The organism is Staphylococcus sp. 8AQ, assembly GCF_902506595.1.
In the GTDB taxonomy this organism is placed as follows: domain Bacteria; phylum Bacillota; class Bacilli; order Staphylococcales; family Staphylococcaceae; genus Staphylococcus; species Staphylococcus pasteuri.
The window spans coordinates 283,876-308,937 of the sequence record NZ_LR733871.1; the positions used below are offsets into that span (position 1 = coordinate 283,876).

Genomic DNA, 25,062 nt, shown 5'->3' on the forward strand with positions numbered 1-25,062 from the left:
CTCTCTTAAAAAATTAGTAATACAATTGCAACACCGGCACCAATAGCAAATGCAGTTAACGCTGCTTCAACACCTCTAGACATACCTGCTAATAGTTCTCCTGCAAGCAAATCTCGAATTGCGTTGGTAATTAGAATACCAGGCACAAGAGGCATTACACTAGCAATAGTAATAATATTTTGATTGGTCGCTAAGCCAATTTTAGAACTTGCAACTGCTATTGATATAACGACTGAAGCAGCAACAAATTCTGAGAAAAATTTAATTTGGATATAACGTTGAACTAGACTAAAGGTTAAAAATGCAGCGCCTCCAGCTATCGCAGCTATCCAACAATCTGATGCGACACCACCAAACATAAATAAGAAAAATCCGCATGCAATGGCTGCTGCAAATAAATTAATTAAAAAAGAATATTGCAACGAAGCACTTCTAAGGTGGATTAATTCAGACTTAGTTTCATCTATTGTAAGTTGATTGTTAGAAATTTTACGAGATAAGCTATTTGTTAAAGCTATTTTTTCCAAATCTGTCGTTCTCTCTCTGATTCGTATCAGTCTTGTACTTGTTCGATCATTTAATGAAAAAATGATAGCGGTAGAAGTTACAAAACTATATGTATCATATAAGCCATAGCTATGTGCAATTCTATTCATTGTATCTTCAACTCGGTATGTTTCAGCACCCGCTTCAAGTAATATTCTTCCAGCAATCAATACAACATCAATCACTTTATTTTCATCAATGATAGTGATTGAGTCAGACATGAACAACCACCTCCTAGTTAATTTATTGATATGAATAATTGAAGTGTACAACTTGCGCTAACAACTTTCAATAGAGGAAGGCAGATTGAAAAGATTATGTAATGAAGAAAGTAGAAGGGGAGAATAAAAATAAAAGCAAAAAGAAGACTTAATTTAGTTGTCTTCTTTTTGCTTCTAATGTTGGAATTTATTTCCTAGGTTATGACTACCGTTTAAAAATAGGTCATTATAATTTGATAATTGGATTAAACATTACCTTATTTCTACCTTCGCTTTTCGCGACATGGACCATGTCATCTGCATCTTTAAATACGCGTCTTTGAGATTTACGATCATCTCTCGTTAAATATCCTACACCGATAGAGACTGAAAGTTTGATGACTTCCTTATTAGGTAAATGGAATGACGATTTTTCTACACCTTGTCTAATGTTTTCAGCGAGTTTTACACTTTGATCTAATGTGTAATCATTAATGACAACTGAAAATTCTTCTCCACCATTTCTAAAAATTGAAAATTGTTTGGGAACATAATTTTTTAGTAATTGAGACATTTGTTTTAATACAGCGTCACCTGCTAGGTGAGTATATGTATCATTAACATCTTTAAAACCATCAATATCAATAAGTAATAAACCTAAACTTTCTTTATGTTCTTCAGTATATTTTGATAATTGATTTAAATGTCTATCAAATTCTTTAACATTTCCAAGTCCAGTTAAATAATCATATTTATCTTCGTTTTCATAACGATTAACTAATGAGAAGAAATGCCATATGTCTACGAAAGTAATTGCAGAGGCAATTGTAATGATAAATGAAATAGGAATTAAGATAGCAATCTCAATCAAATCATATATCGGACTAAATAAAGCTAAAATAAATAAGATGATAATACTAATCGTATTTAAAATAAGTAAAGATACGATGTCGTTTTGTTTCAAAAATGGACCTACAGCACTAACGACACCAGCAATAACAATTAGAGTAATACCATAGATAATTGAATTATCGAAAATAAGTACATCTACTAGTGCTACAATAATAGCAGAAGTAAGTGTATAAATCATATTGGTATAACGCCCTAAAAATAATAAAGGAACAAATGTTAAATGTACTAAGTATTCTAAACGGAATGGTATAGGATAAGCAGCTAATAATAGTGCTACAAGCGTCATTAAAACAGTGACATATTCTTTTGAAAAGACCATTCTTTTATTTTCAGAGTATTGCAGTCTATGAAATAAATAAATACCTGCAACCATGACTGAAATATTATATATAATTGCTTCAAACATAGTTTTACCGACTCCTTTATTGACCAATAGTTATTGTAAGTGAAAACTTACAATTTGTCATTAGTCAGACTAAAATTTTCCTATACATAATAGAGATTAATGTTAAAATATAAATTTAAGTGATATGATGAAAAAAATGAGTTTCGTCGTAAGAGATTTTTTGTTTCATTGTAGATAATACATAGTATTAATATTGTTATTATATGGGATGTTTTGTAAGACTAATAACTATTTTTACAAGGGAATTGTTTATATGGAATACTGATTCCAACAATACGTGTATAATATATAATTAGAAATAAGCGCTTTTAAGTATAAAAGGTAACGTTTAATGAAAATGTAGAAATACGAAGGATATTTTAATTTATAATAAATAAAGGAAGTAAAATGGTTGGATTTCTTAATATTTTTCTTTAATGATAGAAACTAACTTAAATTTGATGAAGGTGAACTGATGTATACATTATTACTTATTGCATTTACTATGATAGTCAGTTTAATAATAACCCCCATTATTATTGCGATATCTAAAAAATTAAATTTAGTAGATAAACCCAACTTTCGTAAAGTACATACAAAGCCAATTTCAGTAATGGGTGGTACGGTTATTTTATTTTCATTTTTAGTTGGAATGTGGCTCGGACATCCAATTGAAAGAGAAGTAAAACCATTAGTCATTGGCGCTATTTTAATGTACGTTGTTGGATTAATTGATGATATTTATGATTTAAAACCATACTTAAAATTAGCTGGCCAAATCATAGCAGCTTTAGTTGTTGCGTTTTATGGAGTCACAGTCGATTTTATTTCACTACCAATGGGACCAACGATTCATTTCGGTATTTTAAGTATTCCTATAACAGTGATTTGGATTGTAGCTATAACTAATGCGATTAATTTAATCGATGGTTTAGACGGATTAGCATCTGGCGTGTCAGCGATTGCTTTGATGACAATAGCATTTATTGCAATTTTACAGGCGAATGTTTTTATTATAATGATTTGTTGTGTATTAATCGGATCATTATTAGGTTTCTTATTCTATAATTCTCACCCAGCTAAAATATTTTTAGGTGACAGTGGGGCACTGATGATAGGATTTATAATTGGATTTGTATCATTGTTAGGTTTTAAAAATATTACATTTATAGCTTTATTTTTCCCAATCGTTATTTTAGCGGTACCGTTTATAGACACAATTTTTGCTATGATACGCCGAATGAAAAAAGGTCAACATATTATGCAAGCAGATAAATCCCATTTGCATCATAAATTATTAGAACTTGGTTATACTCATCGCCAAACTGTACTATTAATTTATTCAATTGCGATATTATTTAGTTTATCAAGTATTATACTTTATCTATCACAACCACTCGGTGCTTTAATGATGTTTATTTTAATTCTATTAACTATTGAACTTATTGTTGAATTTACTGGTTTAATTGATGATAATTATAAACCAATATTAAAACTCATTACTAAAAGAGATAATCGTCCGCAACATCAATACGAAGAAAAACATGATCACTAAACGAGATAAAGCTATCAAAAAATGACATATGAGCATTTACTATTAATAAATGCATGTCGTTTTTTTGATAGCTTTTTTTAGTCTGTAGAGATATCGAAAGGTAGCATTTTGCTATCTTCAGTTTGGATTTCATAATTCCCAGCGGTTGTTTTATTTAAGAACTCGATAAACTTATCGTACTCTGTTTGAACTACATCTATTTCATAACTTACTTTGTCAGTATAGCTTTGATTTCTAAGCATAAAAGTAGTTGATTCTAATTCGTATTCAAATTTGCCAGTTTGATCGTAACTTAAAGTGACTGTCACTGGTATAGCTGATCTCAATTCTACACGGCCAATGTCGTAAATCACATCTCGGACAGCACCACTATATGCTCTAATAAGTCCGCCACCACCGAGTTTAATTCCACCAAAGTAACGAGTGACAACAACACAAGCATCATGAATATCTAGTTTTTTTAATATTTCTAACATCGGTACACCTGCTGTGCCACTTGGTTCACCGTCGTCGTTTGCTTTTTGAATATTCATTTCAGGACCTACTGTATAGGCTGAACAATTATGCGTTGCATCTTTATGTTGAGTTTTAACTTCATTGATAAATGATTTAGCTTCTTCTTCAGAAGTCACCGGTTTAATATGAGCAATAAAACGTGATTTATTAATAACATTTTCAAATGTATGTTCTTTTTTTACAGTGATGATTGGTTTTGACATCGTTTCACTTCCAAATCTATAATTTTCATATTAATATTATACACTCTGTAAATACTTAAAATAAAATGTTTAAATGGCAATTTCTTTTTTTGATAAAATATTGTATTATTACTATGAGTATAATTGAGGAGGACTACTATGAAGATTGCTGTAATGACTGATTCTACTAGCTATCTATCTCAAAATTTAATCGATAAATATGATATTCCAGTTGCACCATTAAGTGTGACGTTTGATGATGGTGTAAGCTATACAGAAAGTACAGATGTAGATATTGATCGTTTTTATGAAAAAATGGCAACGTCTGCGACAATACCTACTACAAGTCAACCTGCTGTAGGTGAATGGATTCAACGATATGAAAACTTAAGAGATAAAGGCTATACAGATGTAATAGTTGTATTCTTATCTAGTGGAATTAGTGGGAGCTATCAATCTGGTAAGCAAGCTGGTGAAATAGTAGAAGGCATTAATGTATATGCATTTGATAGTAAGCTTGCGGCTATGATGGAAGGTTGTTACGTATTACGTGCAATTGAAATGGTGGAACAAGGTTATAAGCCAAATGATATCATAGCAGAATTAACAGATATGAGAGAACATACAGGCGCTTATTTAATAGTAGATGATTTAAAAAATCTACAAAAAAGCGGACGAATCACAGGTGCACAAGCTTGGGTTGGGACATTGTTAAAAATGAAACCAGTACTTAAATTTGATGACGGTAAGATAGTTCCTGAAGAGAAGGTACGTACGAAAAAAAGAGCACTTAAAGCATTAGAAGAAAAAGTGTTAAACCAAGTTAAGGACTTTGATGAAGTAACGATATTTGTGATTAATGGTGATAAGACTGAAGATGGTAAAGCATTACTAGACTCTGTTAAAGAAAATGCACCGTCACATAGTCAAGTTGCTTATTCAGAATTCGGACCGGTAATCGCTGCCCATTTAGGTTCAGGTGGATTAGGTTTAGGTTACACTGCCCGTAAAGTAAGACTTGATTAATATTTATAGAGGACATATTGGATTGTACATCAACAATCTAGTATGTCTTTTTATTTTGGAGGAAAATAAAATATTACAATATGGAAAAATCATTCAACCAGATGTGACAATAACTAATGAACAGATCGCAAATATAAGTAAAGGCGTCATATTGAAAAATAATCGATGGCATTGTGTTCAATGTGAAACGAATAAACAAATATATTTTCATAGTTACTATTCTGATTATAATGAGAAGGAAATTGTTTATTGTAGAAAATGTATTCAATTAGGTCGTATGGATAGTCAGACTGATTATAGAATATTGCAGAGTAAACAAAAGGTTTCAGAATGTAATTATCAATTAGACTTCAATCTTTCTGAACAACAAAACTATGCTTCAAAACAAATTGTAGATGCTATAAAAGAGAAAAGAAAGATACTGCTTTATGCAGTAACCGGAGCAGGAAAGACAGAAATGATTTTCGAAGGTATAAAAGTAGCTAGAAATAAAGGTGATAACATAGCCATTATATCACCACGAGTTGATGTAGTTGTAGAAATAAGTCAACGTATTAAAGATGCTTTTTCTCAAGAAAACATAGATGTGTTACACCAAAATTCACCACAACAATTTGATGGACATTTTATCATTTCAACCGTGCATCAATTATATAGATTTAAAAATCATTTTGACATCATTATTATTGATGAAGTAGATGCTTTTCCGCTTTCTATGGACGATGATCTAATTAGTGTGATTCATTCAGCCTCTAAACATTCAGCATGTCAAATTTTCATGACAGCAACACCACCGAGAAAACTATTATCTTCCATAGAAAAAGACAATGTAATTAAACTGCCTGCAAGATTTCATAGACAACCTTTACCAGTTCCAATTTTCCAATATTTAAAATTCAACTCTCGAAAAATTCAATTTAAGTTATTAAATATTCTGATAGAACAAATACAATGCCAACGTTATACATTAGTATTTTTCAATCATATTAATAGCATGATTGAAGCCTATGAGCACTATCAATCACATATTCCAAATTTAATCTATATTCATAGCGAAGATGATGAGCGGTTTGAAAAGGTTAATTCCCTAAGAGAAGGTAAGCATCCAATAGTTTTCACAACAACCATTCTCGAAAGAGGGTTCACCATGGAAAAATTAGATGTAGTCGTTACAGAAGCGGATCAATTTTCAAAGGAGGCATTGATTCAGATAGCAGGTCGTGTAGGAAGAAAGAAACAAGCGCCAACAGGAAAAGTAATTTATTTGCATAATGGTGTATCAATGGCAATGATTTTAGCAAAGAAGGATATTAAAGACATGAATAAATTAGCTATTAGGAAAGGCTGGCTAGATATATAAATGCAACGATGTTTACAATGTTTAAATCCAATCAACGAAGCTATAACGATTATTAATTTTTATAAACCTCCAAGTGTTATATGTGAAAAGTGTTCTGAATTGTGGCAGAGAATAAGTTTAAAAGACGAATTTAAAAGGTGTACCCGCTGTTTAAAAGCTTTAGATAAAGATGAACAAAATTGTGAGGATTGCTTATTTTTAAAACAACATTTTAATATTGATTACCAATTAATATGTGATTATAAATACGAAGGAATTATGAAAGATATGATACATCAATATAAATTCTTGAAAGATCAATATTTAAGTAAGGTCATTGCTGAAATGATTAACGTACCAAAAGTGGATTATGATTATATCATTCCTATACCATCTCCCCATGAACGTAATATAATGAGAACTTTTAATCCAGTTGTAGAAGTATTAAAAGCTAAAAATGTGACTTACGATAATATATTGTCAATGAAATTAAGACCTAAACAAGCAAACTTAAATAAAAGATTACGCATAAAGGAAAGTAATCCATTTTATATTAATGAAGAAGTTGATTTAACTAATAAAGCAATATTACTCATAGATGATATTTATACAACAGGATTAACTATTAACCATGCAATGTGTAAATTATCCGAATTAAATGTCAGAAAATTCAATGTGTTTGCGTTTGCAAGATAAGTGCGACGTGGTAAAATATAATTAAGCATTACCAATATAAGAGGTTAAAGGAGAGATTGACTATGATTAGATTTGAAATTCATGGAGATAACCTCACTATCACAGATGCAATTCGCAACTATATTGAGGAAAAAATTGGTAAGTTAGAGCGTTACTTTAATAATGTGCCAAATGCAGTTGCACACGTTAAAGTTAAAACTTATTCAAATTCAACTACTAAAGTTGAAGTAACAATCCCTCTTAAAGATGTTACTTTAAGAGCTGAAGAAAGACACGATGATTTATATGCAGGTGTTGATTTAATTACGAATAAACTTGAACGTCAAGTTAGAAAATATAAAACTCGTGTAAATCGTAAGCACCGTGATCGTGGTGATCAAGAAGTATTTGTTGCTGAAGTTCAAGAAGCACCACCTGAAGAAATTAGTGGCGCAGAAGAAAGTACAGACAATGATATTGAAATCATCCGTTCTAAACAATTTAGTTTAAAACCAATGGATTCTGAAGAAGCAGTTTTACAAATGAACTTACTAGGTCATGATTTCTATATCTTTACTGATCGTGAAACAGATGGCACTAGTATTGTATATCGTAGAAAAGATGGAAAATACGGTTTAATCGAAACATCTGAACAATAAAACTTAGATAAAGCTTATCTTAATTGAAATAAGCAAATTTGTTTTTATAATTAAATGGACAGATAGATATGGGGGAGTGAGATTAGGGATTCATATAGGAATTCCTTCTCACTTCCTTTTTATATTTAAAGCTACTTGATAGATTAATGAATGAAAATTTATGGTTTAATAGAGGGTAAATAATGCTTATTTATATATAGTCTCACATATCATACAACGTTAACCATTATTGAAAATAACGAATTTCATATACCGTATAATAAATTTCGTAATTTATGCGAAGTTTATTTATTTGAGACGAGAAATAATACATAGTAACATGTTAGAATTAACTTGTTGACAATTCATTAGATTCAACATAAACATAGCATCATGCTAACTTAAATTTAGATGTTTGAATTTATGAAGAAAATAGCGTAAAGTATGTAAGCCTTAAAGACAAAAAATATTTACGTCATTGATAAAGGATAATTAGATATCCGAATGAGTATTTAAGTATAATTCTAAATGTATAAATGGTAAGATAAATTGTTGAAAGCCAAACAGTTTTTTAGCTAAAGGAGCGAACAGAATGGGATTTTTATCAAAAATTGTTGACGGCAATAAAAAAGAAACGAAAAAACTAGGGAAATTAGCTGACAAAGTACTCGCATTAGAAGAAGATACAGCTATTTTAACTGATGAAGAGATACGTAATAAAACGAAAGAATTTCAAGAAGAACTTTCTAAAATTGAAGATGTAAAAAAACAAAATGATTATTTAGATAAAATATTACCTGAAGCATATGCGCTTGTAAGAGAAGGTTCAAAACGTGTATTTAATATGATTCCTTACAAGGTTCAGGTAATGGGTGGTATTGCGATTCATAATGGTGATATTGCCGAAATGAGAACTGGGGAAGGTAAAACATTAACTGCAACAATGCCTACATATTTAAATGCATTAGCAGGTCGTGGTGTGCATGTTATCACTGTCAATGAATACTTATCTAGTTTCCAAAGTCAAGAAATGGCTGAATTGTATGAGTTCCTAGGTTTAACAGTTGGTTTAAACTTAAACAGTAAAACAACGACAGAAAAACGTGAAGCATACGCTCAAGACATCACATATAGTACTAATAATGAATTAGGCTTTGATTATTTAAGAGATAACATGGTAAATTATGCTGAAGAACGTGTAATGCGACCACTTCATTTTGCTATCATCGATGAGGTCGATTCTATTTTAATTGATGAAGCAAGAACACCATTAATTATTTCTGGAGAAGCTGAAAAATCAACATCTTTATATACTCAAGCAAATGTATTCGCTAAAATGCTTAAAGCGGATGAAGATTATAAATATGATGAAAAAACTAAATCTGTAAACTTAACAGAACAGGGTGCCGACAAAGCTGAACGTATGTTCAAAATTGATAATCTATATGATGTACAAAACGTAGATATTATTAGTCACATTACAACAGCATTAAGAGCTCATGTTACGTTACAACGTGACGTTGACTATATGGTTGTTGATGGAGAAGTACTTATCGTAGACCAATTCACAGGTCGTACAATGCCTGGTAGACGTTTCTCTGAAGGTTTACACCAAGCGATAGAAGCTAAAGAAGGCGTTCAAATTCAAAATGAATCTAAGACAATGGCATCTATCACATTCCAAAACTATTTCAGAATGTACAATAAATTAGCTGGTATGACTGGTACAGCTAAAACAGAAGAAGAAGAGTTCAGAAATATATATAATATGACAGTAACTCAAATTCCTACTAATAAACCAGTTCAACGTGTCGATAAATCAGACTTAATTTATATTAGTCAAAAAGGTAAATTTGATGCAGTTGTAGAAGATGTAGTTGAAAAACACAAAAAAGGTCAACCAGTTCTATTAGGTACTGTAGCTGTTGAAACGTCAGAATATATTTCAAACTTATTGAAAAAACGAGGCGTTCGACACGACGTTTTAAACGCTAAAAACCATGAACGTGAAGCAGAAATCGTAGCAGGAGCAGGTCAAAAAGGCGCTGTAACGATTGCCACAAACATGGCAGGTCGTGGTACAGATATTAAACTAGGTGACGGCGTTGAAGAAATCGGTGGTTTAGCGGTTATAGGTACAGAACGTCATGAATCACGACGTATTGATGACCAATTACGTGGTCGTTCTGGTCGTCAAGGTGATAATGGTGATAGCCGATTCTATCTTTCACTACAAGATGAACTAATGGTACGTTTTGGTTCAGAACGTTTACAAAAAATGATGAACCGACTAGGTATGGATGATTCTACACCTATTGAATCTAAAATGGTTTCAAGAGCTGTAGAATCCGCACAAAAACGTGTTGAAGGTAATAACTTTGATGCACGTAAACGTATCCTAGAATATGATGAAGTGTTACGTAAACAACGTGAGATTATTTATAAAGAAAGAAACGATATCATTGATAACGAAGATAGCTCACAAGTTGTAGATGCAATGTTATGTTCAACATTACAACGAGGCATTAACTATCATATTAACGAAGAAGAAGAAAACTTAGATTATCAACCATTTATTAACTATATAAATGATGTTTTCTTACAAGAAGGCGAATTAAAAGAATCAGAAATTAAAGGTAAAGATTCTGAAGATATTTTCGAAGTGGTATGGGCTAAAATTGAAAAAGCTTATGCTGAACAAAAAGAAACACTTGGCGATCAAATGAACGAATTCGAACGAATGATTTTATTACGTTCAATTGACAGTCATTGGACAGATCACATTGATACAATGGATCAATTACGTCAAGGTATTCATTTACGTTCATATGCACAACAAAATCCATTACGTGATTATCAAAATGAAGGACATGAATTATTCGATATAATGATGCAAAATATCGAAGAAGATACATGTAAATTTATTTTGAAATCAGTAGTACAAGTTGAAGATGACATTGAACGTGATAAAACAACTGATTTTGGTGAAGCAAAACATGCATCAGCTGAAGATGGTAAAGAAAAAGTTAAACAAAAACCTATAGTTAAAGGTGAAGAAATAGGTCGTAATGACCCTTGTCCTTGTGGAAGTGGCAAGAAATATAAAAATTGCCATGGTCAAGCATAATTTTGTGTAAAACAATGACAATAATATTTGATAGCCTGGGGCATAATTGTCTCAGGCTTTCACTTTTTGTAGAATTTAAAAAAACGGAGTTTAAAGAAGAGTTAAATGCTGTTAGCAAGCATTCATCTCTTTGATGACACGTTTATTTATCATACACTGCACTTAATCTTGAATATGATAGAATATAAATGTATAAAAATGATGTATCTGTTTATTTAAGATTAATTAAAAATAATATTTATGTTAAAACAATAAATCAAACTACAAGTGAAATAGGAGAGACATTATGGAATTATCAGAAATCAAACGAAATATAGATTCGTATCAAGACAATTTAAGTCAAATTAGGTGGTCTCTTTGACTTAGAAAATAAAGAGACTAATATACAGGAATATGAAGAAATGATGACTGAACCTAATTTTTGGGACAATCAAAATAAAGCACAAGATATTATAGATAAAAATAACACTTTGAAATCTATCGTTAATGGTTATTATAAATTAGACGAAGCTGTTGAAGATATGTCAGCAACTGTTGAACTTTTACAAGAAGATTATGACGAAGACTTGAAACAAGAATTAGAAAATGACGTCGTTGCATTTAAAGAAGATATTGATCGTTTCGAATTACAATTACTGTTAGACGGTCCATATGATGCGAATAATGCTATTTTAGAGCTACATCCTGGCGCAGGTGGCACTGAATCACAAGATTGGGTGAGTATGTTATTAAGAATGTACCAACGCTATTGTGAACAGAGTGGTTTCAAAGTAGAAACAGTTGACTATTTACCTGGTGATGAAGCAGGAGTGAAAAGTGTGACATTATTAATTAAAGGTCATAACGCTTATGGTTATTTAAAAGCTGAAAAAGGTGTGCATAGGTTAGTTAGAATTTCACCTTTTGATTCGTCAGGTCGACGTCATACATCATTCGCATCTTGTGACGTTATTCCAGACTTTGATAACGATGAAATTGAAATCGAAATTAATTCTGATGACATTACAGTTGATACATTTAGAGCATCTGGTGCAGGTGGACAACATATTAATAAAACAGAATCAGCAATTAGAATTACCCACCATCCTACTGGTATTGTTGTTAATAATCAAAATGAACGTTCACAAATTAAAAACCGTGAAGCAGCTATGAAAATGTTGAAATCAAAATTATATCAACTTAAATTAGAGGAACAAGCACAAGAAATGGCAGAAATTCGTGGAGAACAAAAAGAAATAGGATGGGGAAGTCAAATTCGTTCATATGTATTCCATCCTTATTCAATGGTAAAAGATCATCGTACCAATGAAGAAACTGGTAAAGTAGATGCTGTAATGGATGGAGATATTGGTCCATTTATTGAATCGTATTTAAGATGGCAAATGGATAAATAAGTTATAAGTTAAATAGGCAACAATTGGAATAATATTTTGAAAGGTGCTTACGTGATAAGCGCCTTTTTAATTTATAATTTTTTAAGTATGTAGTAGTTAAATGTTTTGAAATCCATTTTAATAACGCAAATACGTATATTTGAAAAAGACTATAACTAAATAACTCTATGCAATTAGTAGTTTGTAATATTACTCAGTAATATTTTGACTAGGTGTAAAAATAGCCTAAAAAATTAATGGGATGACTGATACTAATGAATTTGTAATGAAATATATATGGCAAGTTTATATTATTGTGTATAAATATTATATTACATCAATTTAACATTACTCATTTTAAAATAATATTGTGGTATATTAAATTCATCAAATTAGAATTTACAACAAAGGAATGACATATTAATGAAGAAGACGTTTTTAGTATCATTATCATCAGCAGCTGCATTTATTGCATTAAGTAATGTTTCAGACGCTCAAGAACAAACATCTATATCTAATGTTAATGCATCTCAGAATGTAGCAGCAGTTGAAGCTGACAGCACGAGCTAATATATCGTCAAATCAGGTGATACGTTGTATCAAATCGCTTTAGATCATGATATTACTTTAGACGAATTGTATAAACTTAATCCTGGAGTAACACCATTAATTTTCCCTGGAGATATTATTGTAGTATCGCCAACAGGATTAGCAAACCAAGTTCAAAATACATCATATAGCTCTAATCAATTCGAAGCTGAAGAACCAATTCCATCAGCAAGTACACAATATAATAATGTGCCACAAGTATCAGCACCTCAAGTACAATATACAGCAGAACCATCGTATGAAGGTTCAAATGGTTTACATTCAATAAGTAATTCTGGGAACTTATATGCATTTGGTAATTGTACTTATTATGCATTTAATAGACGTGCTGAATTAGGCAAACCAATTGGTAGCCTTTGGGGTAATGCTGCTGACTGGGCTACTAGCGCTAGAAATGCAGGTTTCACAGTAAACAATACTCCAGTTGCAGGAGCAGTATTCCAATCTAATCCAGGTACTAATGGTGCTGGAGGATATGGGCATGTAGGTGTTGTTGAAAAGGTAAATAGTAATGGTACACTTACAGTTTCTGAAATGAACTGGAACGGTGGATTTAATGTTAAATCATATAGAACAATCACAAATCCAGGAAGTTATAATTATATACACTAATCTTTAACATTTAATAGGATTAAAATAGCAGTAATACAATGATTTAAAATTATTGTATTGCTGCTCATTTTTTATCAATATTTTGTGTACTAAGTGAAGGTTTTGAAAACGATATTAGGATATTACTTTTAATCATAACGATGATTGGTATAATAAAAAATAAGTCTTCATCTATGATTAAATATAAAGGAGGCATCACACAATGGGCATTCATCAATATTATAAAAGATTATCTGATTTGGAAAAGCTTATTAGGTTGCCTGGCAAATTTAAATATTTTGAACATAACGTAGCTGCGCATTCATTTAAAGTAACTAAAATAGCACAATATTTAGGTACTGTAGAAGAATATAATGGTAATGTCATTGACTGGAAAAGTTTGTATGAAAAAGCTTTGAACCATGATTTTGCAGAAGTGTTTACTGGAGATATCAAGACCCCTGTAAAATATGCTAGTAGAGAGTTGAAAATGCTTTTTTCTCAAGTTGAAGAAGAAATGGTAGAGAATTTTATCGAAGAGGAAATTCCTTCTCAATATCGTGATATTTATAGATTGAGACTACAAGAAGGTAAAGATGACTCTATAGAAGGTCAAATACTAGCTGTAGCAGATAAAATTGATTTACTTTATGAAACGTTTGGAGAAATACAAAAACGTAATCCCGAACCATTATTTTTCGAAATATATGAAATGAGTTTAGAAACGATTATGCAATTCGATCATTTAGCTTCTGTTCAAGATTTTATTGATAATGTAATTCCTGAAATGTTAACTGAAAACTTTATCCCAAGAACAGAATTACGTGAAACGACAATGACAATACTTAATAAAAGAAACAGGTGAAATAAATGATTTGGTATGCATGTGCTGCATTTTTTCCTTGTATATTAATCGTTCTCTTTAGTGTAGTTACTAAAAATAAATGGATTGGTACTTCCGTAACTTTAATATTAATAGCTACGTCAATTTATAAAGGCTTTTTCCACAATGAATGGATTATCTTTATAGATGTTGTATCATTGCTAGCCGGATATTTAATCATAGATCAATTAGAATTTCACAAAAGAGAAGAATAACAGAAACAATACACTGAATTAACCATCATGATAAATAAATATTAGTTTAGAAAGCAAGCATAGTTCGTTAACTATGTTTGTTTTTTGTTTATCATATAATATAAAAAAATTAGCGAACAAATGTTTGTATTTCGTGATAAAAATTTGTTAAAATAGATAATAAATTATGAATAAATAATCCCATGTATACTTATAAGAACAGACTGATGCATGACTAATAAATAATAAGGGAAATAGATTAATAAATTCGTATAGTAGGAGTAACACTCTTTCAAAGATACTCAATTAACAATAAGTAATAGATTTTAGATGTAAACAACATAGGAGGCGTATGTCGTAATGGTCGAACATTATCCATTCAAATTAAATTCAGAGTTTGATCCACAAGGTGACCAACCTGAAGCTATAAAGAAAATTGTAAAGGGTGTTGAAGAAGGTAAAAGACATCAAACATTACTTGGTGCAACTGGTACGGGTAAAACATTTACAATGAGTAATGTGATTCAACAAGTGGGTAAACCTACATTGATAATCGCACATAACAAAACATTAGCTGGCCAATTATATAGTGAATTCAAAGAATTTTTCCCTGAAAATAGAGTGGAATATTTCGTTAGTTATTATGATTACTATCAACCTGAAGCATATGTACCATCTACGGATACTTTTATAGAAAAAGATGCTTCTATTAATGATGAAATTGATCAATTAAGACACTCTGCGACAAGTGCATTGTTTGAGAGAGACGATGTTATCATCATTGCTAGTGTAAGTTGTATTTATGGTTTAGGTAACCCAGAAGAATATAAAGATTTAGTTGTTAGCGTCCGCGTTGGTATGGAAATGGAACGCAGCGAATTACTAAGAAAATTAGTAGATGTACAATATACTAGAAATGATATAGATTTCCAAAGGGGTACATTTAGAGTCCGCGGTGATGTGGTAGAAATTTTCCCAGCATCTAGAGAAGAAATGTGTATTCGAGTGGAATTTTTCGGAGATGAAGTAGATCGAATTAGAGAGGTTAACTATTTAACTGGCGAAGTTATTAGAGAACGTGAGCATTTTGCTATATTCCCAGCATCTCACTTCGTTACTCGTGAAGAAAAAATGAAAGTAGCAATCGAACGTATTGAAAAAGAATTGGAAGAACGATTAAAAGAATTAAGAGATGAAAATAAATTACTTGAAGCCCAAAGATTAGAACAACGTACAAATTATGATTTAGAAATGATGCGGGAAATGGGCTTCTGTTCAGGTATCGAAAACTATTCAGTTCATTTAACATTACGACCATTAGGTTCTACACCTTATACATTATTAGATTACTTTGGTGATGATTGGTTAATTATGATCGATGAATCTCACGTAACATTGCCTCAGGTTAGAGGGATGTATAATGGTGACAGAGCGCGTAAACAAGTTTTAGTTGATCATGGTTTCAGATTGCCAAGTGCTTTAGATAACAGACCACTAAAATTTGAAGAATTTGAAGAAAAAACAAATCAATTAGTATATGTATCAGCAACGCCAGGACCATACGAACTAGAACATACTGATGAAATGGTCGAACAAATTATTAGACCTACAGGATTACTAGATCCGAAAATTGATGTACGTCCAACAGAAAACCAAATTGATGATTTGTTAAGTGAAATTCAAGATAGAATTGATAAGAATGAAAGAGTACTTGTTACAACGTTGACGAAAAAAATGAGTGAGGACTTAACTACCTATATGAAAGAAGCGGGTGTTAAAGTAAATTATCTTCATTCAGAAATTAAAACGCTTGAAAGAATAGAAATTATTCGAGATTTAAGAATGGGTACATATGATGCCATCGTTGGTATTAATTTACTAAGAGAGGGTATAGATATTCCTGAAGTTTCTTTAGTAGTCATTTTAGACGCGGATAAAGAAGGATTTTTACGTTCTAATCGCTCATTAATTCAAACAATTGGACGAGCAGCACGTAATGATCGAGGCGAAGTAATCATGTATGCTGATAAAATTACAGATTCTATGAGATACGCCATTGATGAAACACAAAGACGTCGTGAAATACAAACAGCGCATAACGAAAAATATGGTATTACGCCTAAAACAATTAATAAGAAAATTCATGATGTTATTAGTGCCACTGTTGAAAATGACGAAACAAATGAAAATAAACAAACTGAACTACCTAAGAAAATGACTAAAAAAGAACGACAAAAAACGATAGAAAATATAGAAAAAGAAATGAAAAAAGCAGCTAAAGATTTAGACTTTGAAAAAGCAACAGAACTAAGAGATATGTTATTTGAATTAAAATCAGAAGGGTGACAATTAAATGAGAGAACCATCCATAGTAGTGAAAGGTGCAAGAGCGCATAATTTAAAAGGTGTCGATATTGAATTACCTAAAGACAAATTAATTGTAATGACAGGTATTTCAGGTTCAGGTAAGTCTTCATTAGCCTTTGACACTATTTATGCAGAAGGCCAAAGAAGATATGTAGAATCATTAAGTGCATACGCACGACAATTTTTAGGTCAAATGGATAAACCAGATGTAGATACTATTGAAGGATTATCACCGGCTATTTCCATTGATCAAAAGACAACAAGTAAGAACCCACGATCTACAGTTGCAACCGTAACTGAAATTTACGATTATATCAGATTATTATATGCTCGAGTGGGTAAACCTTATTGTCCAAACCATAATATTGAAATAGAGTCACAGACTGTTCAACAAATGGTAGATAGAATATTAGAATTAGAAACGCGAACAAAAATTCAATTGTTAGCTCCTGTGGTTTCACATCGTAAAGGAAGTCATGAAAAGCTAATCGAAGATATTGGCAAAAAAGGTTATGTACGTTTACGAGTAGACGGAGAAATTGTTGATGTTAATGAAGTGCCAGATTTAGATAAAAACAAAAACCATACTATAGAAGTTGTTGTTGATAGACTAGTCATTAAAGAAGGAATTGAAACAAGACTAGCAGATTCTATAGAAACAGCACTTGAATTATCTGAAGGAAGTTTAACAGTTGATGTAATTGATGGAGAAGACCTAAAGTTCTCTGAAAATCATGCATGTCCTATTTGTGGATTCTCAATTGGCGAATTAGAACCACGAATGTTTAGTTTTAACAGCCCATTTGGTGCTTGTCCTACTTGTGATGGGTTAGGTCAAAGATTAACAGTCGATATGGATTTAGTTATACCTGACCCAAACAAAACACTAAACGAAGGTGCCATTGAACCTTGGGAGCCAACAAGTTCAGATTTTTATCCAACTTTACTAAAACGTGTCTGTGAAGTTTATAAAATTAATATGGATAAACCTTATAAAAAACTTACCGATAGACAGAAAAATATATTAATGCATGGCTCAGGCGATAAAGAAATTGAATTTACATTTAACCAACGATTTGGTGGCGGCAAACGTAAAAGAAAAATGGTCTTTGAAGGTGTTCTTAATAATATTGATCGTCGATATCATGAATCACCATCAGAATATACTCGTGAAATGATGAGTAGATACATGACCGAGTTACCTTGTGAGACTTGTCATGGCAAGCGTTTAAGTAAAGAAGCATTGTCTGTTTATGTTGGTGGATACAATATAGGCGAAGTTGTTCAAGATTCGATTAAAGAAGCATTGAAATATTATCAAAACATTGAACTATCAGAACAAGACCAAGCAATAGCAAATCAAATTCTTAAGGAAATTATTTCACGTCTAGCTTTCTTAAATAATGTTGGGCTTGAATACCTTACATTAAACCGTGCTTCTGGAACATTATCTGGTGGTGAAGCACAACGAATTCGATTAGCAACACAAATTGGGTCTCGTTTAACAGGTGTACTTTATGTTTTAGACGAACCTTCAATAGGTTTACATCAGCGTGATAATGATCGTCTAATTAACACACTTAAAGAAATGCGGGATTTAGGCAATACATTGATTGTTGTAGAACATGATGATGATACGATGCGTTCTGCAGATTATTTAGTGGATGTAGGTCCAGGTGCTGGTAGTCACGGTGGTGAAATTGTTGCACAAGGTACACCAAAACAAGTGATGAAAGATAAAAACTCATTAACTGGACAATATTTAAGTGGTAAGAAGAAAATTGATGTACCTGAATATCGTCGGGAAGTTACGAAAAAGAAAATTAGTATTAAAGGTGCTAAAAGCAATAACTTAAAAAATGTAGATGTTGATTTCCCTCTATCAGTAATGACTGTAGTGACAGGTGTATCAGGCTCAGGTAAAAGTTCATTAGTTAATGAAGTGTTATATAAATCACTAGCACAAAAAATTAATAAATCTAAGGTGAAACCTGGAGAATATGATTCTATTAAAGGCATAGATCAATTAGATAAAATTATCGATATTGATCAATCACCGATTGGTAGAACACCACGTTCAAATCCAGCAACTTATACAGGCGTGTTTGATGATATAAGAGATGTTTTTGCTCAAACCAATGAAGCTAAAATACGTGGCTATCAAAAAGGTCGTTTTAGTTTTAATGTTAAAGGCGGACGTTGTGAAGCTTGTAAAGGTGACGGTATTATTAAAATAGAAATGCATTTCTTACCAGATGTTTATGTTCCTTGTGAGGTATGTGACGGTAAACGCTATAATAGAGAAACACTTGAAGTCAAATATAAAGGTAAAAATATTGCTGATGTTTTAGAAATGACTGCTGAAGATGCAACTCATTTCTTTGAAAATATACCTAAGATTAAACGTAAACTACAGACATTAGTAGATGTTGGTTTAGGATATGTCACATTAGGACAGCAAGCAACAACTTTATCTGGTGGGGAAGCACAACGTGTTAAACTCGCATCAGAATTGCATAAACGCTCTACAGGACGTTCCATTTACATTTTAGACGAACCAACAACTGGTTTACATGTAGATGATATTAGCAGATTATTAAAGGTATTAAATCGTCTTGTTGAAAATGGTGATACTGTTGTGATTATTGAACATAACTTAGATGTCATTAAAACTGCAGATCATATTATTGATTTAGGCCCAGAAGGTGGCGATGGTGGTGGAACGATCGTTGCTACTGGTACGCCTGAAGACATTGCGAATGTAGAAAACTCTTATACAGGACAATATTTAAAAACTGTATTAGAAAGAGATAGAAATAAAGATTAATCATAAAAGAATGATGTTATAATTTATATTAAGGTGATTTCAGAGTATACTGGAATCATCTTTTTTAAATGTAGATATTTATCATCCAAATTAAAAAGAATACACATTTTTCAAAAACAATATACATAATAAAGTATTCAATAAGGCTTAATTTATAGAGCGTATTTTCTAAATATTAAATAAGCGTAACTTTTTGATATAGAAAGTAGTTTGATTTTTGATATGATTAAAGAAAGCGAAATTGTAGTAACATTTCAAATAGAGGTGAACACATGTTAACAACTGAAAGATTAGTTGAATTATTAAAATTAGAATTAATAGCTGGGGAAGAAGGATTAAATAAACCAATTAAAAACACAGATATCTCTAGACCTGGTTTAGAAATGGCTGGTTACTTCTCACATTACGCTTCAGACAGAATACAATTATTAGGTACGACTGAGTTATCATTTTATAATTTACTTCCAGATGATGAACGTCAAGGAAGAATGAGAAAATTATGTCGACCAGATACACCTGCAATTATAGTAACAAGAGGATTAGAGCCTCCTGAAGAATTAGTTGAATCAGCAAAAGAATTAAATACACCACTTATTGTTGCTAAAGATGCAACGACAAGTTTAATGAGTAGATTAACTACATTTTTAGAACATGAACTAGCAAAAACAACATCATTACATGGCGTACTAGTTGATGTTTATGGTGTAGGTGTTCTCATAACTGGTGACTCTGGTATCGGTAAAAGTGAAACAGCATTAGAATTAGTTAAAAGAGGACATAGATTAGTTGCTGATGACAATGTTGAGATAAGAGAAATTACTAAAGATGAATTAATAGGTAAACCACCAAAATTAATAGAACATTTATTAGAAATACGTGGTTTAGGAATCATTAATGTGATGACATTATTTGGGGCGGGCTCAATTTTAACTGAAAAACAAATCCGTTTAAATATTAATTTAGAAAACTGGGATAAAGAAAAGTTATACGATAGAGTCGGCTTAAACGAAGAGACTTTACGTATTTTAGATACTGAAATCACGAAAAAAACAATTCCTGTAAGACCTGGACGAAACGTTGCAGTTATTATTGAAGTTGCTGCTATGAACTATCGTTTAAATATTATGGGAATAAATACAGCAGAAGAATTTAGCGAACGACTTAATGATGAAATTGTTCGTAACAGTCATAAAAGTGAGGAGTAATTAGTTTATGGATTTAACTTTGAGTTATATTGATCCTGTCGCATTTCACCTAGGTCCATTACAAATACGATGGTATGGAATTATAATTGCTTGTGGTATCTTAATAGGGTATTTTGTAGCACAAGAAGCTTTGAAGAGAGTTGGTCTACATAAAGACACATTAGTAGATGTTATCTTTTATTGTGCCATATTTGGTTTTATTGTAGCTCGTATATATTTTGTAATATTCCAATGGCCATATTACATGCAAAATCCAGGAGAAATACCTAAAATATGGCATGGCGGTATAGCTATCCATGGAGGATTAATAGGTGGCTTTATTACAGGAGTTATCGTATGTAAATTAAAAAATTTAAACCCATTCCAAATTGGAGACATTGTCGCACCGAGTATTATTTTAGCTCAAGGTATTGGACGATGGGGCAATTTCATGAACCATGAAGCACACGGCGGTATAGTATCTAAAACATTCTTGGAACAACTTCATATACCTCGATTTATTATTAATAATATGTATATTGATGGTCATTATTATCATCCAACATTTTTATACGAATCAGTATGGGATGTGTTAGGATTTATCTTATTAATTTCGATTAGAAAGCATTTGAAACTAGGAGAAACATTCTTCTTATATCTAATTTGGTATTCAATAGGTCGTTTCTTTGTTGAAGGACTTAGAACAGACAGCTTGATGTTGACAAGTCATATAAGAGTGGCACAATTAGTATCGGTTATACTTATCATTATTAGTATTATTTTAATTATTTATAGACGATATAAATTTCAACCACCTGTTTATAAAAATGCTGGTCCATTAAGTTGGCCAAAGCAAAAGGTGTAGATTTTCAATGAGAAAACTCCAAACACATGATAGATATCAAAAATCATCGATTAATCCATTATGGCAAATATATCGACTAATACGTTTTCCAAAAGTGTTTAAACAAACATTAATAATTGAAATTTGTCGAGTAATGCCAAATTTAAAATTAAAAAATGTTATCTATCGTAAGTATTTAAAAATGAATATTGGCAAACAAACTGTATTCGCATATAAAGTAGTACCAGATTTGTTTTATCCCGAATTAATAACTGTTGGCAACAATAGTGTGATTGGTTATAATACTACAATATTAACGCACGAAATTTTAGTGGATGAATTTAAATATGGTAAAGTTCAAATAGGTCATAATACATTAATAGGTGCTAATGTGACAATACTTCCTGGAGTAACTATTGGAAGTCATGTCACCATTGGTGCAGGAACAGTTGTCTCAAAAGATGTGCCAGATTGCGCATATGCGATTGGTAATCCTATAAAAATAAATTAAAGATGGAGGTGACAATCTTTGGCAGATAAAAACAATAAAATTATTTCAATGGCTTTTGATGAACCGTTTTATCGTAAAATGGCTAATCAGAAGTGGAAGCAACAAGATTATAAAAAAGCAGTCGATTATTACGGTAAAGTGCTAGAATTGTCACCTGAGGATTTTGATATTCAATTAAACTATGCTCAATGTTTACTAAAACTAGGTTTTGGAAGCCAAGCTGAAAAGGTATTTTATGAAAATATTATAAATGATAGACGTAAGGCAGATAGTTTTTATGAGTTGAGTCAGTTAAACATTGAATTAAATGAACCAAACAAGGCATTCTTGTTTGGTATTAATTATGTATTAATTACAGATGATCAAGATTTCCGAGATGAGCTTGAACAAACATTCGATGTGTCGTATTCAAACGAACATCAAATAGAAATCGAAGCACAACTATTTGCAGTACAACTATTATTTCAATTTTTATTTTCACAGGGACGTTTAGAAGAAGCGAGAACTTATATTTTAAATCAAGATGAAGATATTCAAAATCATCGAGTGATAAAAAATTTATTAGCGATGTGTTATTTATATTTAGGCGAATATGATATAGCAAAGGACATGTTTGAAGAGTTACTAAATGAAGATAATTCAGATGTTCATGCACTGTGTCATTATACGTTACTACTTTACAATACAAATGATATGGATAAATATAAGCGTTACTTAAATATTTTAAACAAAGTCATGCCAATGAATGACGATGAAAGTTTTAAATTAGGTATTGTCTTAAGTTATTTGAAACAATATCATGCTTCTCAAAAATTATTGCTTCCTTTATATAAAAAAGGGAAATTTGCTTCTATTCAAATGTTTAATGCCTTAAGCTACAATTATTATTACCTAGGAAATAAAGATGAAAGTATTCAATTTTGGAACAAGTTATTACAAATTTCTAAAGTTGATGTAGGTTTTCCACCATGGGTAATTGAAGAAAGTAAACATGTATTTGATCAACGTATTTTACCTTTATTAATGGACGACGATAGTCATTATAGATTATATGGTATATTCTTGTTGAATCAATTGAATGGTAAAGAAATATTGATTACAGAAGAAATTTGGGCCGTATTAGAAACGATGAATGATTATGAGAAACTATATTTAACATACTTAGTTCAAGGTTTGACACTAAATAAATTAGATTTCATACATCGTGGCATGGTCAAATTATATCAATTTGATGAATTTAGAAATGATACATCTTTATTTGTTCAATGGATAGATCAAGCTGAATCAATTATTGCAGATCAAGCTGATTTAACAGAATTAGATAGATATTTAGGTGCGTTCTTATATTTGTATTATCAACATACCAACCAAAAATTGACTAAAAAGCAAATAAAAGAATGGTTTGATATTAGTAATTATAAACTTGATAAAACGATAACTTATATTCTGAGCATATAAATTTATGAAATACTTATTTTGATATATAATGCGTTTAATGATTATTAAGTAGGAGGGCAAGTAAATGACTGAAGTAGATTTTGATGTAGCAATTATAGGTGCAGGCCCTGCTGGTATGACGGCTGCAGTTTATGCATCACGTGCAAATTTAAACACTGTTATGATTGAACGTGGTATGGCAGGTGGCCAAATGGCAAATACAGAAGAGGTAGAAAACTTTCCAGGATTTGAAATGATTACTGGACCAGATTTATCTACAAAAATGTTTGAACATGCGAAAAAATTTGGCGCTACTTATCAATATGGTGATATTAAATCAATAGAAGATAAAGGCGACTATAAAGTAGTTAATTTAGGAAACAAAGAAATTACTGCACATGCAGTTATTATTTCAACTGGTGCTGAATATAAAAAAATAGGCGTACCAGGTGAACAAGAATTAGGCGGACGTGGCGTAAGTTATTGTGCAGTATGTGATGGTGCATTCTTCAAAAATAAACGTTTATTTGTTATCGGCGGTGGTGACTCAGCAGTTGAAGAAGGTACATTCTTAACAAAATTTGCTGATAAAGTGACGATTGTCCACAGAAGAGACGAATTACGCGCACAAAGTATTTTACAAGATCGTGCATTTAAAAATGATAAAGTTGATTTTATTTGGAGCCATACATTAAAAACAATAAATGACAAAGATGGCAAAGTAGGATCAGTAACTTTAGAGTCAACTAAAGATGGTTCAGAAGTAACATACGATGCAGATGGCGTATTTATTTATATTGGTATGAAACCATTAACTGCACCATTCACTGATTTAGGTATTACAAATGAAAATGGTTATATTGTAACTCAAGCTGATATGAGTACAGATGTACCTGGTATCTATGCTGCAGGCGACGTAAGAGATAAAGGTTTACGTCAAATTGTAACAGCAACAGGTGATGGTAGTATTGCGGCACAAAGTGCGGCTGATTATATTGAAAGTATTAAAGATAAATTAGAAGCTTAAATATCGTTTATAACAAGAAATAAAGCTAGAGCAATAGGAGGATTATAACAATGATAATCCATTTGTTGTTCTAGCTTTTTTATAAGTATTGATTACATTCCTTTGTGAAAATGA

19 protein-coding genes and 1 pseudogene are annotated in these 25,062 nt (G+C 31.4%); 17 read left to right on the top strand and 3 right to left on the bottom strand.

The window, feature by feature from the left end:
- Nucleotides 1–5: 5 nt before the first annotated feature.
- Both GVY01_RS01440 and gdpS read right to left on the bottom strand, forming a co-directional pair.
- Nucleotides 6–767 (bottom strand): threonine/serine exporter family protein, encoded by a 762-nt coding sequence (locus GVY01_RS01440; RefSeq protein WP_159333612.1) that lies wholly within the window; start codon nt 765–767, stop codon nt 6–8.
- A gap of 226 nt (nt 768–993) precedes the next feature.
- Nucleotides 994–2,064, bottom strand: a complete 1,071-nt coding sequence (gdpS, locus tag GVY01_RS01445) for a GGDEF domain-containing protein GdpS (RefSeq protein WP_108017202.1) — start codon at nt 2,062–2,064, stop codon at nt 994–996.
- Between the two features lie 454 nt (nt 2,065–2,518).
- Between gdpS and GVY01_RS01450 the strand changes: the two genes are divergently transcribed.
- Nucleotides 2,519–3,598 (top strand): glycosyltransferase family 4 protein, encoded by a 1,080-nt coding sequence (locus GVY01_RS01450; protein WP_017638186.1) that lies wholly within the window; start codon nt 2,519–2,521, stop codon nt 3,596–3,598.
- A 77-nt stretch (nt 3,599–3,675) separates the two neighbouring features.
- On the opposite strand, the gene GVY01_RS01455 is transcribed toward GVY01_RS01450, so the two are convergent.
- Nucleotides 3,676–4,317: a YigZ family protein gene (locus tag GVY01_RS01455; protein WP_017638185.1), complete on the bottom strand. Its 642-nt coding sequence runs from the start codon at nt 4,315–4,317 to the stop codon at nt 3,676–3,678.
- A gap of 138 nt (nt 4,318–4,455) precedes the next feature.
- On the opposite strand from GVY01_RS01455, the gene fakB1 reads away from it, so the two are divergent.
- The 16 genes and pseudogenes from fakB1 to trxB all read left to right on the top strand — a co-directional run bounded on the left by fakB1 (nt 4,456) and on the right by trxB (nt 24,948).
- Entirely contained in the window at nt 4,456–5,322 is an 867-nt protein-coding gene (fakB1, locus tag GVY01_RS01460) for a fatty acid kinase binding subunit FakB1 (RefSeq protein ID WP_017638184.1), read from the top strand.
- Nucleotides 5,323–5,344: 22 nt separating this feature from the next.
- Complete coding sequence (locus tag GVY01_RS01465) at nt 5,345–6,682, top strand: DEAD/DEAH box helicase family protein (RefSeq protein WP_017638183.1); 1,338 nt, start codon at nt 5,345–5,347, stop codon at nt 6,680–6,682.
- Nucleotides 6,683–7,357, top strand: coding sequence for a ComF family protein (locus tag GVY01_RS01470; protein ID WP_017638182.1), 675 nt, complete (start codon nt 6,683–6,685; stop codon nt 7,355–7,357).
- Between the two features lie 62 nt (nt 7,358–7,419).
- A complete protein-coding gene (hpf, locus tag GVY01_RS01475; RefSeq protein WP_017638181.1) occupies nt 7,420–7,995 on the top strand; it encodes a ribosome hibernation-promoting factor, HPF/YfiA family in 576 nt (191 codons plus the stop codon).
- A 571-nt stretch (nt 7,996–8,566) separates the two neighbouring features.
- Nucleotides 8,567–11,101 (top strand): preprotein translocase subunit SecA, encoded by a 2,535-nt coding sequence (gene secA, locus GVY01_RS01480; protein ID WP_017638180.1) that lies wholly within the window; start codon nt 8,567–8,569, stop codon nt 11,099–11,101.
- Between the two features lie 286 nt (nt 11,102–11,387).
- A protein-coding gene (prfB, locus tag GVY01_RS01485; RefSeq protein WP_159333613.1) for a peptide chain release factor 2 occupies nt 11,388–12,495 on the top strand; the annotation gives its coding sequence in 2 pieces (ribosomal slippage) (nt 11,388–11,459 and nt 11,461–12,495; 1,107 coding nt in all).
- Nucleotides 12,496–12,897: 402 nt separating this feature from the next.
- Nucleotides 12,898–13,695, top strand: a pseudogene (locus GVY01_RS01495) (COG3942 and LysM peptidoglycan-binding domain-containing protein).
- 202 nt (nt 13,696–13,897) lie between these two features.
- Entirely contained in the window at nt 13,898–14,539 is a 642-nt protein-coding gene (locus GVY01_RS01500; RefSeq protein WP_017638176.1) for a YfbR-like 5'-deoxynucleotidase, read from the top strand.
- Between the two features lie 5 nt (nt 14,540–14,544).
- Complete coding sequence (locus tag GVY01_RS01505) at nt 14,545–14,772, top strand: CsbA family protein (protein WP_017638175.1); 228 nt, start codon at nt 14,545–14,547, stop codon at nt 14,770–14,772.
- Nucleotides 14,773–15,111: 339 nt separating this feature from the next.
- Nucleotides 15,112–17,097 (top strand): excinuclease ABC subunit UvrB, encoded by a 1,986-nt coding sequence (gene uvrB / locus GVY01_RS01510; RefSeq protein WP_017638174.1) that lies wholly within the window; start codon nt 15,112–15,114, stop codon nt 17,095–17,097.
- Between the two features lie 7 nt (nt 17,098–17,104).
- Complete coding sequence (gene uvrA / locus GVY01_RS01515) at nt 17,105–19,945, top strand: excinuclease ABC subunit UvrA (protein ID WP_017638173.1); 2,841 nt, start codon at nt 17,105–17,107, stop codon at nt 19,943–19,945.
- A 272-nt stretch (nt 19,946–20,217) separates the two neighbouring features.
- Nucleotides 20,218–21,150 (top strand): HPr(Ser) kinase/phosphatase, encoded by a 933-nt coding sequence (gene hprK, locus GVY01_RS01520; RefSeq protein ID WP_017638172.1) that lies wholly within the window; start codon nt 20,218–20,220, stop codon nt 21,148–21,150.
- A gap of 7 nt (nt 21,151–21,157) precedes the next feature.
- Nucleotides 21,158–21,994 carry a prolipoprotein diacylglyceryl transferase gene (lgt, locus tag GVY01_RS01525; RefSeq protein WP_017638171.1) on the top strand — a complete coding sequence of 279 codons (837 nt, stop codon included), beginning with the start codon at nt 21,158–21,160 and terminating at the stop codon, nt 21,992–21,994.
- 7 nt (nt 21,995–22,001) lie between these two features.
- The gene (locus GVY01_RS01530; RefSeq protein WP_017638170.1) at nt 22,002–22,484 is read left to right on the top strand and encodes an acyltransferase; all 483 of its coding nucleotides are present in this window, start codon (nt 22,002–22,004) and stop codon (nt 22,482–22,484) included.
- 18 nt (nt 22,485–22,502) lie between these two features.
- Nucleotides 22,503–23,942, top strand: a complete 1,440-nt coding sequence (locus GVY01_RS01535) for a tetratricopeptide repeat protein (RefSeq protein WP_108017229.1) — start codon at nt 22,503–22,505, stop codon at nt 23,940–23,942.
- Between the two features lie 64 nt (nt 23,943–24,006).
- The gene (gene trxB / locus GVY01_RS01540; protein WP_017636951.1) at nt 24,007–24,948 is read left to right on the top strand and encodes a thioredoxin-disulfide reductase; all 942 of its coding nucleotides are present in this window, start codon (nt 24,007–24,009) and stop codon (nt 24,946–24,948) included.
- The last annotated feature ends 114 nt before the right edge of the window (nt 24,949–25,062 follow it).

Coding starts and splice junctions, on each gene's coding strand:
- GVY01_RS01450 (WP_017638186.1), top strand. CDS start 2,519: ATGTATACATTATTACTTATTGCATTTACTATGATAGTCAGTTTAATA.
- lgt (WP_017638171.1), top strand. CDS start 21,158: ATGGATTTAACTTTGAGTTATATTGATCCTGTCGCATTTCACCTAGGT.
- fakB1 (WP_017638184.1), top strand. CDS start 4,456: ATGAAGATTGCTGTAATGACTGATTCTACTAGCTATCTATCTCAAAAT.
- uvrA (WP_017638173.1), top strand. CDS start 17,105: ATGAGAGAACCATCCATAGTAGTGAAAGGTGCAAGAGCGCATAATTTA.
- GVY01_RS01505 (WP_017638175.1), top strand. CDS start 14,545: ATGATTTGGTATGCATGTGCTGCATTTTTTCCTTGTATATTAATCGTT.
- GVY01_RS01455 (WP_017638185.1), bottom strand. CDS start 4,317: ATGTCAAAACCAATCATCACTGTAAAAAAAGAACATACATTTGAAAAT.
- trxB (WP_017636951.1), top strand. CDS start 24,007: ATGACTGAAGTAGATTTTGATGTAGCAATTATAGGTGCAGGCCCTGCT.
- gdpS (WP_108017202.1), bottom strand. CDS start 2,064: ATGTTTGAAGCAATTATATATAATATTTCAGTCATGGTTGCAGGTATT.
- GVY01_RS01500 (WP_017638176.1), top strand. CDS start 13,898: ATGGGCATTCATCAATATTATAAAAGATTATCTGATTTGGAAAAGCTT.
- GVY01_RS01440 (WP_159333612.1), bottom strand. CDS start 767: ATGTCTGACTCAATCACTATCATTGATGAAAATAAAGTGATTGATGTT.
- hprK (WP_017638172.1), top strand. CDS start 20,218: ATGTTAACAACTGAAAGATTAGTTGAATTATTAAAATTAGAATTAATA.
- hpf (WP_017638181.1), top strand. CDS start 7,420: ATGATTAGATTTGAAATTCATGGAGATAACCTCACTATCACAGATGCA.
- secA (WP_017638180.1), top strand. CDS start 8,567: ATGGGATTTTTATCAAAAATTGTTGACGGCAATAAAAAAGAAACGAAA.
- uvrB (WP_017638174.1), top strand. CDS start 15,112: ATGGTCGAACATTATCCATTCAAATTAAATTCAGAGTTTGATCCACAA.
- GVY01_RS01530 (WP_017638170.1), top strand. CDS start 22,002: ATGAGAAAACTCCAAACACATGATAGATATCAAAAATCATCGATTAAT.
- GVY01_RS01470 (WP_017638182.1), top strand. CDS start 6,683: ATGCAACGATGTTTACAATGTTTAAATCCAATCAACGAAGCTATAACG.